The organism is Gordonia jinghuaiqii (genome assembly GCF_014041935.1).
Taxonomy (GTDB): domain Bacteria; phylum Actinomycetota; class Actinomycetes; order Mycobacteriales; family Mycobacteriaceae; genus Gordonia; species Gordonia jinghuaiqii.
The window spans coordinates 4,116,195-4,128,351 of record NZ_CP059491.1 but is presented as its reverse complement, the minus strand read 5'-3'; the positions used below and the strand labels follow the sequence as shown (position 1 = coordinate 4,128,351).

The window sequence follows — 12,157 nt, the reverse complement described above, 5'->3', positions numbered from 1 at the left end:
ATCCTATCGGGTCTGTGACCGCTGCCGCGTAGGGTGAGCCACATGAAAGCTCAGGTACTCAACGCAGAGACAGGCCCGTCCGGACTCGAACTGACAGACGTCCCGGACCCGACCCCAGCAGACGGCCAGGTCGTCGTCGACGTCAAGTCCTGCGGCGTGTGCTTCCCCGACGTGCTGATGAGCCAGGGCAAGTACCAGCTGCGTGTGCCCACCCCGTTCACCCCGGGTACCGAGGTCGCCGGCGTGGTGCGCTCGGCGCCGGAGGGTTCGTCGGTGAAGGTCGGGGACAAGGTCCTCGTCGCGTCGATCGTCGGGGGCTTCGCCGAGCAGGTCGTCGCCGCGCCGGAGCAGCTGCTGCCGCTGCCCGACGGGCTCACCTTCGAGCAGGGCTCGGCGATGGGCATCAACTACCAGACCGCGCTGTTCGCGCTGAAGACCCGCGCGCACACCCAGAAGGGTGAGGTCGTCGGTGTCCTCGGCGCGGCCGGCGGTGTCGGCACCGCGTCGATCATGGTCGCCAAGGCGCTCGGCGCGAAGGTCATCGCCATCGTGCACCGCAAGGGTGCCGAGGAGCTGCTGCGCAGCGCGGGCGCCGACGAGATCGTGCAGCTCGAAGAGGGCTGGGGCACCAAGCTCAAGGAGATCGTCCCCAAGGGCGTCGATGTGATGATCGACCCGTCCGGCGGGGACGTCTTCGATGAGGCGCTGCGACAGGTCGCACCCGACGGCCGGTACGTCGTCGTCGGTTTCGCCGCGGGCGGCATCCCCTCGGTCAAGCTCAATCGCGTGTTGTTCCGCAACATCGCCGTCGTCGGCGCGGCCTGGGGCGAGTACGTGCGCACCCACCCGGACCTGCCGGCCAAGCTGCACGAGGAGCTGTCGCAGATGATCGCCGACGGCCTGTCGCCGCAGGTCAACGTGACGTACACGCTGGATCAGCTGCCCGAGGCGTTGACCGATCTGGCCGAAGGGCGGATTCTGGGGAAAGCGGTCGTCCAGATCGGCAGCTGAGGCCCCGGGGCCCGGCCGGCGACGACCCTCCAGAAGCGCCTGCACCGAAGGGACCTGCCATGTGCCGCAACATCACCGAACTCCGCGGGCTCGAACCACCGGCCACCGAAGACGAGATCGAGGCGGCGGCGAGGCAGTACGTGCGCAAGGTGAGCGGTGTGCGGCATCCGTCGCCGGCCAACGCCGAGGCCTTCGAGGCGGCGGTCGTCGCCGTCACCGCTGCCACGCGCACCCTCCTCGACGTCCTGCCGGAGCGTCGCCAGCCCCCGAAGACGGTCCCGCCGCTTCGACGCCCCGAGGTGCAGGCGCGGATCGCCGCGCGGGGATAGTCGCAACCTTCAGCAGTAGGTATCGATCAGCGATACCTACTGCTGACTGTGGATGGAACTGCCCGTTCCCCACCGAACGCTTGTTACGATCCCGGGTGGTCAGGCGGGGATGGGGGAACAAGAATGCAGGTCGGTCCGGAAATTCTGCAGGCGCTGGCGGGTGAGACCGATGCGACGGCATCGGTGATCACCGAGAATTCGTTGGCGGGCAAGGTGGTCGAGGCCTTCGCCGGTATGTCGGGTTCGACGAGCGCGTGGGCCGCGCAGGCGGCGGACACTTTCGCTGGAGACCTGGCCAAGAACCTTTCGGAAGGGTTTCGCGCATTAGCGGCAGCTGCTCGAGGTGCTGCTGAGACGTACGAGGTCTCCGACCGAGAACTCGCCGACGGCATCGAGAAGGCCTTCGCGAAGTGATTCCATCGAGGTCACGGTTGGAGGATTGGAAGTTCGACCCGATCCTGGCACTGGCAGGTGTTTTTGTGAAGAGTGGGCCTGCGATCGAGACTGCGGGCGTCGGTGTCGCACGACGCTGCGAGCAACTCCCGGCACTCAAGGCCTGGGACGGGCTCGGGCATACTGCCGCGAACGAGGCGTTCGGTAGGGCCAAGGACAACGCCGTGGTCATCGGTGACCTCGCCGAGGGGATGTCTTCGACTCTGACACAGGGGTATTGGACGCTCACCACGGCCAAGTCGAACCTCATGGGCAAGGTCGGGGCGATCGAGTCCGAGAGCTTCCTCGTGCATGACAGCTGGGCCATCACCATCAAGCCGGTGGAGATGACACAGGAAGAGGCCGACGAGCTGATTCGCCGCCGTGACGAGCTGCAGGTCGAACTGAATCCGTTTGTCACCGCGATGGGAGCCGCCGACGACTCGGTCGCGAGAACCGTCACCGCGGCCGCGGAAGCCGCGGGCTATGTGCCTCCGGTTCTCGGTGCTCCGCAGCTCCTGGCCGGACTCGGCCCACCCAAGGACGATGTGCCGGACCCCTCCACTCCTCTGGGACTCCTCCATCAGCGGTCGATCTCGGAGGCGGACGCGGCGGTGACTGTGGCGTCGAGAGCCGAAGGGGTGAACGCCAAGGGCGAACCGACCGTCAACCTGCTCATGCAGGACGGCAGCAAGAAGGTCATCACCGAGTCGAGTACGTACGCGGGTTCCTACTACGAGCGGGAGATGATGGTCGAGGAGGTCTTCGACCCCACGGGCAAGCTCGTCTCGACGACCAGGGCCTATGAACTCGACTTGGGTAACAAGGTCACCTCGATCACCTACGCGGACCAGACTCGGCTCGAGGTGGTCACCGGCGCCGACGGCTACCGTCGCGCCACCGTGTACCCGCAGGGCAAGGCGCCCGTCGAGATTCCTCCCGACAGCCCGTTCTTCACACATCCGGTGTTGACGAGTGCCGGAGGCCTGATCGCCGGCGTCGAGGCGCAGTCGGGCAACATGCTGCAGAAGTCCGTTCCGACGCTGACCAACAGCACCCTCGATGATGTCCGGTACGGAACCAAGTACGGCGGTCTCGCCCTTGCCGCGGGCGTAGCGCTCTACGATGTCGTCGCCGCGGACGGCGGTGATGCCCGATGCCAGGCCGCGGTGGCCGGACTGGGCAGCGTGCTCGGCGGTGCCGGTGGTGGCGCGGCCGGCGCGGCGATCCCGGTGCCGGGCCTGAACGTCGCCGCCGCAACGGGTCTTGAGCGCCGGCGGTTCGTGGCTGTTCGGCTACCTGGGTAATGAGCTGGGCGCGGCGGTGTGCCGATGACAGCGGCCGACGAGGGGTGGGAAGGGTTGCGACGCAAGACCCCGCTGATCGGGATCGCGACGCTCTTTCTGCTGTTCTTCGGTCTGTTCTGGGGATTTCACGGGATCGCCGCGCTGGTGGACACGCGCTACCTCGCAGCGGCGTTCTACCTGCCGGCCGGGTCGGGATGCCTGATCCTCGCCGTCAGCACCCTGGCGATCGTGGTGTGGCGTCGACGATCGGGTCTGCCGACGAGGATCGATCCGATTGGGCCGGGGGGCGTCTCGATCATGCTGCCAGTCACCTACCGTGCCGGGTACCTCGCGGTTTTCGTGCTGACACTGGTCAGCAGTGCCGTGTTCGCCTTCGGCGTGTGGACCGACCGGCTGACCTTTCCGATGACCGGGGGACAGTTCGCGCTCTTCCCGTACGTCGCGGCCGCGCTCGCCCTCTACGCGGCCGGGGCGTTACTCTTCCGCGTATCGGGACGTCTGCGCTTCCCGGAGATCCTCTGCACCCCGACAACGCTGGCCGTGCAGACGTCGAGGGTTCGCGACGAGATCGCGTGGGACGACATCGTCTCGGTGGAGCCGACCGTCTCGGGTAACTCCATGGCCATCCTCGTCGAACCACGCGACGGGGCGAAGGTGGCCGTCGAGGTGTTCTATCGGGGCCCGTTGGCGTCGTCCCCCGAGGACCCGATCGTGTGCAACGTGGACCTGTTCCCGACCGGACCCGAAGCGCTCCTGGACTTCCTCCGTTACTACCTCGACCGTCCCGAGTCGCGCGCGGAACTCGGCAACGGCCGCGCCGCCGAACGACTGCGGCAATAGGTGTCGATGAACCACCCATGGGACAGGTTGTTCAGGCTCACTCGTTTCGCGGGACTCAGCGCCGCAGCTTTCGGTGCATTCGGCCTGTTCTGGGGATACCACGGCTTGGTGGCCCTCCAGGACTCTCGACTTCTGTACGCGATGTTCTATCTGCCGGCAGCCGTGGCGTGCCTACTCGAGGCCACCCGGGTGGTGATCACCGCGATTCGCCGGACCCGATCAGGGGCGCCGCCGAAAGTCACGATGCACCGGTCCGGAGGCGCCGTGATTCGGTCGTCGCCCGCATTTCGAGCGGGCTATATCCTGTTTCTCGCGAATACGCTGGTGAGTGCCACAGTGTTCGCAGTGGGCTTTTGGACAGATCGAATGACCTTTCCGATGTCAGACGGTCAGCTCATTGTTTTCCCTTACGTTGCAGCTGGACTCGCGCTGTTCGCGGCCGCCGCTCTCGGCTGCTTCGCTTGCGGGTGTTGCGGTTTCCCGAGATCGCCTGTACCCCGGACACGTTAACAGTCCAGACGTTCAAGGTCCGCGACGAGATCGCCTGGGCCGATGTAGAGGCGATCGAACCGAGCGCGTCGGGTAACTCCATGGCGATCCTCGTCGAACCACGTGACGGGGCGAAGGTGGCCGTCGAGGTGTTCTATCGGGGCCCGTTCGCACCGTCGCCCGAGGCTCCGATCGTCAGCGTCGTGGACCTGTTCCCGACCGGACCGGAAGCCCTCCTGGACTTCCTCCGTTACTACCTCGACCGTCCCGAGTCGCGCGCGGAACTCGGCAACGGCCGCGCCGTCGAACGCCTTCAGCAGTAGGTATCGCTCAGCGATACCTACTGCTGATCCGTGCCGGCGCCCACGCGGCGCGGGATGATAACCCCAGCTCAGCGGGGTTACGCTCACCGGTGAGCGAAAATTTGGGACCCGCCGTGTGCGTCCCGATACTGTCGATGCGGTGTCCAACCACCGATCTCATCGCGCCCACCGGGCGGCGCCACGCGCGGTTCGCGTGCTCGCCCTCGCGCTGACGGCCGCCATCGTCGGCCTGCTGACCATCATCGGCGGACCGGCTCCCCGCGCTGCGGCGGCTCCCGCCGACAGCTGTGCACCCGCCGGACTGGCCTCGGCATCGGCGGCCCCGCTGAACCTGGCCGCCGCCGAGCAAGGCGGCGAGGACAAATACACCACCCCCGGCACCACGCCGGTCGACGAGATCGACGTCAGTGCACTCGAGCTGCTGAAACCGGGCACACTGTCGGTCGGCACCCTCTCCGACGCCGGACCCAGCATCTGCGTGAACGGCGCCGGAGACTTCACCGGCTTCGACAACGAGCTCCTCAAGGCCATCGCCGCGAAGCTCGGCCTGCAGGTGGAGTTCAACGGCACCGAGTTCGCCGGCCTGCTCTCGCAGGTCGCCAACAACCGCTTCGACGTCGGGTCGTCGTCGATCACCACCACCGACGACCGCCGCAAGACCGTCGACTTCACCAACGGCTACGACTTCGGCTACTTCTCGCTCGTGGCGCCGACCGGTGGACCGATCAAGGGCTTCGGCGACCTGTCGGATTCGACGCGCATCGCCGTCGTACAGGGCACGGTCCAGGACGACTACGTCGTCAACACCCTTGGACTCGACCCGGTGAAGTTCCCCGACTACGCGACGGCGTACGCCAACCTCAAGAGTGGTCAGGTCGACGCGTGGGTCGCGCCGTCGCAGCAGGCCGAGGGCGCGGTCCGTGAGGGCGACGGCACCGCGATCGTCGAGAACACCTTCAGCGTCAACAACTTCGTCGCCTGGGCGGTCGGCAAGAACAAGCCGAAGCTCGTCGAGGCACTGAACTCCGGCCTCGACGCCATCATCGAGGACGGCACGTACGCACAGCTGTACGAGGACTGGGTGCCGCGGGAACTGCCCGAAGGGTGGAAGCCCGGCAGCAAGGCGGCGCCAGTACCCGAACTCCCCGACATCGCCGCGATCGCCGCCGAGAACGCCGCAAAAGCCGGCCCCGCCGAATCAACCAAGCCGAAGGGCACGTTCGAGCAGCTCGGCAACACCTTCTTCAACTGGGAGCTCTACAAGGAGTCGTTCCCCGAGCTGATCAAGACCGGCCTGGTCAACACGCTCATCCTGTCGGTGGTGTCCGGTGTGCTCGGCACCATCCTGGGCATGATCCTGGCCCTGTGTGGCATCTCCCGGTCGCGCTGGCTGCGCTGGCCCGCCCGGGTCTACACCGACATCTTCCGGGGTCTGCCTGCGGTGGTCGTCATCCTGATCGTCGGCCTGGGCGTCGGACCGGTGGTCAAGGGGATCACCGGCAACAACCCGTACTGGCTCGGCGCCGTCGCGCTGGCGTTGCTCGCCGCGGCCTACATCGGCGAGATCTTCCGATCTGGTATCCAGAGCGTCGACGACGGCCAGCTCGAGGCGTCCCGGGCGATCGGGTTCAGCTACCGGCAGTCGATGCGACTGGTGGTGGTACCGCAGGGTGTACGACGCGTGTTGCCCGCCCTGATGAATCAGTTCATCAGCCTGATCAAGGACAGCTCGCTCGTCTACTTCCTGGGGTTGCTGGCCAGCCAGCGCGAACTGTTCGCGGTGGGCCGGGACCTCAATGCGCAGACCGGCAACCTGTCGCCGCTGGTCGCCGCGGGCATCATGTACCTGATCCTCACGGTTCCGCTGACCCACCTGGTGAACTACATCGACACCCGGCTCCGCACCGGGCGCCCGGCCGACATCCACGATGATCCGTTGCCCGTCACCATCGTCGAGAAGGGATAGGCACATGTCTGAATCCGAACAGTCCGGGCCTGGCACCACCACCGCCACACGTAAAGCGGTGTCGCTCACCGGCACCGACCTGCACCTGTCCTTCGGAAAACACCACGTGTTGCGCGGTGTCGACATCGGGGTCGCCGCAGGCACGACGACCACCGTCATCGGGCCGTCGGGTTCGGGTAAGTCGACCCTGCTGCGGGTGCTCAACCGGCTGCACGAACCCGACCAGGGCGACATCCTGCTCGACGGCCGGTCGGTGCTGAAGGACAATCCGGACGAACTGCGCCGCCGCATCGGCATGGTGTTCCAGCACTTCAACCTCTTCCCGCACAAGACCGTCGTCGACAACGTCTCGCTCGGACCGCGGAAGCTGAAGGGACTGAGCAAGGACGAGGCGCGCGAGGTCGCGATGCGTCAGCTCGAGATCGTCGGCTTGACCGAGAAGGCCGACGTGCGCCCCGCCCGGCTGTCGGGCGGCCAGCAGCAGCGTGTCGCCATCGCACGCGCTCTCGCGATGACGCCCGAGGTGATGTTCTTCGACGAGGCCACGTCCGCACTCGACCCCGAGCTCGTCAAGGGCATACTCGCGCTCATGGCAGACCTGGCGGCCGAGGGCATGACGATGGTCGTGGTCACCCACGAGATGGGATTCGCGCGCAACGTCAGTGACAACGTCCTGTTCATGGACCACGGGCAGGTCGTGGAAACCGGCGAACCCAACCAGGTCTTCGACGACGCGAAGTCAGATCGACTGCGAGCGTTCCTGTCTCAGGTGCTGTAGCGGCTCACATCCACTGAACGAGCTCGTCGGACCGGTCCGGGTGACGTTCCCGGAACCGTTCGACGACCTCGCTGATGTGATCGTGCATCAGTTTCTCGGCCTTACGTGGGCGGCCCGCGATGATCGCCTTGGCGATGTCGGCGTGGTGGTGGCTCATCGCGTCGTCCTCGGGGATGGTGTCGCGGCCCGCCCCGAGGACGTGCTCGACGACGATGTGGTCGATGGCCTGGGTCAGCAAGGTGAGTACGCGGTTGCCGGTGAGTTCGGCGATCACCGCGTGAAAGTTGTTGAGATCACTGAAGATCTCGCTCTTCTCGTGTTCTTCGACGTCGTAGTCGAGGAACCTGGCGAAGGCGGCCTCCTTCAACTTGCGGTCCTCCAGCCGGGCGACCTTGGCCGACAGCTGCGGCTCGAGGATCTTCCAGGTGTCGAAGACCTCGTCGTACGTTGCGCCGGCGAGGTGGAAGTACAACGTCGCGGTGCGCGCGAGGTAAGACGCGTTGAGCGCGCTCACGAACGGGCCTCCACCCGGACCGCGCTTGAGCGTGATCAGCCCCTGGACCTCGAGGATGCGCAGCGCCTCGCGCAGGGTCTCGCGGCTGACCGAGTAGTTGGTCAGCATGTCGCTCTCGGCGGGGAGTCGGTCGCCGCGTCGTAGGCCGAGGCTGACGATGTCGGAGACGATCGCCGCGGCAGTGGTTTCCGACGCCTTCGGGGCACGCGTTGTCTCGGACCTCGTCGAGGAATGCATCTCTCCGGGGTTGTAGATGATCGGGAGGCCGGTGCGGGCCAGTTCGCGTGTCATCGTCGATCTTTTCTCATTCGGTGGCGGCGGTCAGCGAGTCGCAGTCGGGATTCGCAGTCGGATTGCACACTACGTGGTGAACCGACCCGGACTTCGGAATTCCGTACGTGTAAACGAAACCGATGCTCGACGGGGCGGCGGATCAGTACGGGGACGATCCACCGTCGACGTTGAGGGTGGTTCCGGTGATCGCGCCACTGTGCTCGCCCAGGAGGCTCAAGGCGGCGTGCGCGACCTCATCCAGGGTCGCATGCCGGCCGGTCCTGGTCAGATCTTGGTAATTCTGCTGAGGATTCGAGTAGCGGCCCGTGTTGGCCTTGCCCGCCGACGACGACTGCGTGCGCACGCGTGTCGGGATCTCCACGTAACCGGGACACAGCGTGTTGCAGGTGATGCCGAGTTCTCCGCAGTCGAAGGCGACCGACTTCGCGAGACCGATCAGCGCGTGTTTGGCCGTCACGTAGGGGCCGATACCGGGAAGGGTGGGTAGTTTGCCTTCCACGGACGCCACCATCAGGATGCGGCCCCATCCGCCATCGATCATCTGCGGCAGCACCGCACCGGTCATGGTGACCGCGGTCATCACGTTCAGGTCGAATCCGCGTCGGAAGGCCCCGGGGTCGATCGTGTCGATGCGCCCGTACTCGCCGGTTCCACCGCCCACGTTGTTCACCAGGATCTCCACCCGGCCCAGGGTGTCCCGCACGTGTGCGGCGACCCGTTCGGGCTCTCCGTCGGCGAGGGCGTCGGATTCCACGAAGATCAGCCGGTCACCCGCGGCGGCCGCGTCCAGCAGTTCGCGGCCCTTTTCCACGCGTCGGCCTGTGACGGCGACGCGGGCTCCGGAATGCAAGAGCGCCAACGCAATCGACTTGCCGATGCCGTCGGTTCCGCCGGTGACGAGGGCGACGCGCCCGGAGTCGCTACTGGTGTTCATTCGATGTTCCTTTCTCGGGGGTCGAGGCGAAGACTAGCCCATCTCGGAAAAACATACCGATGAATTTGAGCCGTTCTGAAAATTCCTCAGTAGGAACTCTTGACACCCCGGCTGGGAACGGGGTTGAATCGCCGTCATCGAGTGATGTGCACCACTCTGATCCCCCACATTCGATCACCCAGAGGAGAAGCCGTGGAGTATGTAGTGCCGTTCGAGGATCGCGCGCGATGTGAGACCGCCCTGGTCGGCGGCAAGGGCGCGAACCTTGCCGAACTGGTCACGGCCGGTTTCGATGTGCCGGGCGGATTCGTCGTCTCGACCGAGGCCTACCGCCTGGCCCTCGAATCGGCGGGCGTAACCGAACGCATCGTTTCGCTGGTCGCGGGCATCGACTACGACAACATCGCCCACCTCGACCAGGTGACCACCGAGATCCGCCAGGTCGTCGAGGCAGTGGAGATTCCCGCCGCGATGCGCGACGAGGTTGCCCGGGCGTACTCCGCACTCGGCGACAACATCCGCGTCGCCGTCCGTTCGTCGGGTACCGCCGAGGACACCGCCGACGCCAGCTTCGCCGGCCTGCACGACACCCTTCTCGAGATCGTCGGGGTCGACGACGTCCTGAAGGCCATCCGCGACTGCTGGGCCTCGATGTGGACCGCACGCGCGGTCTCGTACCGCAAGTCCAACGGCTTCGACCATGCGACCGCCAGTATCGCGGTCGTGGTCCAGACGATGGTGCCCTCGGAGCTGTCCGGCGTCATGTTCACCGCCAATCCGCTCAACGCGCGCACCGACGAGCTGGTCATCAATGCCAGCTACGGCCTCGGTGAGGCCATCGTGTCCGGCATCGTGACCCCGGACGAATACGTCGTCTCGGGCGGCGACCTGTCCCTGCGCCGTACGCACATCGGGGACAAGGCGCTGACGATCTCGGTGCGTGCCGCGGGGAGTGGTACCGAGACCAAGGACACCCCGGAGGCCGACCGCGGCCGTCGTGCGCTGTCCGACGAGCAGATCGCCGAACTCGCGGCCCTCGGTCGGGAAGTGCAGCGTCACTACGACGGTCTGCCCCAGGACATCGAGTGGGGCTACGCCGGCGGCAAGTTCTACCTGCTCCAGGCTCGTCCGATCACCGGCGTCGACTTCACCTGGGATGAATGCGTCGATGACTGGCAGCTGGTCCCGGAGGACGATGACGCCCTGTGGACTTTCAAGTACTCCGAGCAGTACTGGACCGGCGGCATCACCCCGCTGTTCTACTCGGTGCGTGCGCGCGAGTCTCACGAGGGCATCATGCGCCTGACCGAGCTCGCCGGCTTCCGCGACCTCATCAACAAGCGCACCTACAAGTACAAGTTCGGTACTGCCTACTACAGCGTCGACTGGGATGAGCCGTTCCAGCGGTACGCGCTCCCGCGATCGGTCCGTGAGGGCGGCAGCTTCAACATCCCGGAGGACATCCGCGTCAAGACGCTTGCCGAGCCGCTCGACGTCAAGCGATGGTTCCGGATGATCTGCGCGATCAACTCGTCGCCGACCTCGGCCTTCCACAACTGGAAGAAGAACGCGCGCAGGTTCATCTTCACTCCGGAGGAGATCGATAAGGCCAACGGCCTGCAGGACGCCGAGCTGCGCAACCTGTCCGACGACGCACTGCATCGCTACGAGCGGAACCTGCAGGAACAGGCGATCCGTTTCATGGACTCGCTGTGGGTCGGTACGCATGTACAAAATCTGATGGTGTTCGGTGCATTCGGCCAGATGGTCGCCAAGTACTACAAGGGCACCAACGCGCTGATCGGCCAGGAGCTGATGAGCGGTCTGCCGACCAACCTGCAGAGCCAGGAGACCCACGAGTTCTTCCGGTTGTCGGAACTGATCCGCAACTCGGGCGAGCTTCGCCGGATCTTCGACGAGAACCCGGGTCCCGAGTTCTTCACCGCGCTCGAGGATTCCGCGGAGGGCCGAGGCTTCCTGGAGCAGTACAACGCCTTCATGGCCGAGCACGGTCACCGCGGCCACGCCGACCGCGACATCTACTTCACGCGGCGTGCCGACGACGCGAACATCGACTACGAGGCATTCCGCATGTACCTCCAGGTCGCGAACCCGACGACGCCCGCCGAGCAGGAACAGCGGGTCATCGCCAAGCGCGAGGCGGCCTTCGCCGAGGTCATGGAGTTCATCGGGCAGTCCCGCTTCGGCAAGGTCGCCCAGCAGGTCTTCAAGTTCCTCTACGACGAGGTCATCGACTTCCTCGTGCTGCGTGAGGACTGGCGGCACTACATCGACCGGATCACCTTCGCCAAGCGCAAGGCGTTCCTCGAGGTCGGTCGCCGAGCCGTCGAGCGTGGTCTGCTCGACACGGTCGAGGACGCGTTCTTCCTCAGCGAGAACGAACTGTTCGCCCTGCTCGCGGGCGGGCAGCCGGAGAAGCTGGTGCGCGCCAAGATCTCCGGTCGTCGCAAGGCCTTCGACAAGATGAACAGCCGGATGTTCACCCCGCCGATGTTGCTCCGCGGCAACGACCCGGTGGCCGAGGAATCCGACGATGCCGAGGGCGGCAACCACTTCACCGGCATCGGCACCTCCGGTGGCGTGATCGAGGGTGTCGCCCGCGTCATGCCTAGCATGTCGCAGATCGCCGAACTGCAGCCGGGCGAGATCCTGGTGTGCAACGCCACCGACCCGGGCTGGGCTCCGGTGTTCTCGATCATCGGCGGCCTGATCATCGAGACCGGCGGCATGCTCGCGCACGGCTCGTGCCTGTCCCGCGAACACGGCATCCCCGCCGTTCAGCTCGTCGGCGGCATGCGACTGATCCCGAATGGTGCGCGCGTCCGGATCAACGGCACCACCGGCCAGGTCGACATCCTGGTCGACGAGCCGGTGGCCGAGGCCCTCGAGGTCGGCGCCGGCGCCTGAGCCGACCCCCCC

At 66.1% G+C, this 12,157-nt stretch carries 11 protein-coding genes; 9 read left to right on the top strand and 2 right to left on the bottom strand.

The features are described 5' to 3' along the window. Nucleotides 1-42: 42 nt before the first annotated feature. The 8 genes from H1R19_RS18375 to H1R19_RS18340 all read left to right on the top strand — a co-directional run bounded on the left by H1R19_RS18375 (nt 43) and on the right by H1R19_RS18340 (nt 7,475). Nucleotides 43-1,011 carry an NADPH:quinone oxidoreductase family protein gene (locus H1R19_RS18375; protein WP_219849765.1) on the top strand — a complete coding sequence of 323 codons (969 nt, stop codon included), beginning with the start codon at nt 43-45 and terminating at the stop codon, nt 1,009-1,011. A 59-nt stretch (nt 1,012-1,070) separates the two neighbouring features. Beyond that, nucleotides 1,071-1,340, top strand: a complete 270-nt coding sequence (locus tag H1R19_RS18370; RefSeq protein WP_058252418.1) for a DUF2277 domain-containing protein — start codon at nt 1,071-1,073, stop codon at nt 1,338-1,340. A 123-nt stretch (nt 1,341-1,463) separates the two neighbouring features. Beyond that, nucleotides 1,464-1,754, top strand: a complete 291-nt coding sequence (locus tag H1R19_RS18365; protein WP_188328801.1) for a type VII secretion target — start codon at nt 1,464-1,466, stop codon at nt 1,752-1,754. Between the two features lie 65 nt (nt 1,755-1,819). Continuing rightward, on the top strand, nt 1,820-3,079 hold the full coding sequence (locus H1R19_RS18360; protein WP_219849764.1) for a hypothetical protein: 1,260 nt from the start codon (nt 1,820-1,822) through the stop codon (nt 3,077-3,079). Between the two features lie 24 nt (nt 3,080-3,103). Continuing rightward, complete coding sequence (locus H1R19_RS18355) at nt 3,104-3,919, top strand: hypothetical protein (protein ID WP_219849763.1); 816 nt, start codon at nt 3,104-3,106, stop codon at nt 3,917-3,919. A gap of 470 nt (nt 3,920-4,389) precedes the next feature. Beyond that, nucleotides 4,390-4,731 carry a hypothetical protein gene (locus tag H1R19_RS18350; RefSeq protein WP_219849762.1) on the top strand — a complete coding sequence of 114 codons (342 nt, stop codon included), beginning with the start codon at nt 4,390-4,392 and terminating at the stop codon, nt 4,729-4,731. Nucleotides 4,732-4,870: 139 nt separating this feature from the next. Then, nucleotides 4,871-6,697, top strand: coding sequence for an ABC transporter substrate-binding protein/permease (locus tag H1R19_RS18345; protein WP_219849761.1), 1,827 nt, complete (start codon nt 4,871-4,873; stop codon nt 6,695-6,697). A 4-nt stretch (nt 6,698-6,701) separates the two neighbouring features. Further along, nucleotides 6,702-7,475: an amino acid ABC transporter ATP-binding protein gene (locus tag H1R19_RS18340; RefSeq protein WP_223204909.1), complete on the top strand. Its 774-nt coding sequence runs from the start codon at nt 6,702-6,704 to the stop codon at nt 7,473-7,475. A 4-nt stretch (nt 7,476-7,479) separates the two neighbouring features. Here H1R19_RS18340 and H1R19_RS18335 read toward each other — a convergent pair whose 3' ends face one another. Beyond that, nucleotides 7,480-8,280: a FadR/GntR family transcriptional regulator gene (locus H1R19_RS18335; protein ID WP_219849760.1), complete on the bottom strand. Its 801-nt coding sequence runs from the start codon at nt 8,278-8,280 to the stop codon at nt 7,480-7,482. Nucleotides 8,281-8,422: 142 nt separating this feature from the next. Then, nucleotides 8,423-9,217, bottom strand: coding sequence for an SDR family NAD(P)-dependent oxidoreductase (locus H1R19_RS18330; protein ID WP_219849759.1), 795 nt, complete (start codon nt 9,215-9,217; stop codon nt 8,423-8,425). 192 nt (nt 9,218-9,409) lie between these two features. On the opposite strand from H1R19_RS18330, the gene H1R19_RS18325 reads away from it, so the two are divergent. After that, nucleotides 9,410-12,145: a PEP/pyruvate-binding domain-containing protein gene (locus H1R19_RS18325; RefSeq protein ID WP_219849758.1), complete on the top strand. Its 2,736-nt coding sequence runs from the start codon at nt 9,410-9,412 to the stop codon at nt 12,143-12,145. Nucleotides 12,146-12,157: the final 12 nt, after the last annotated feature.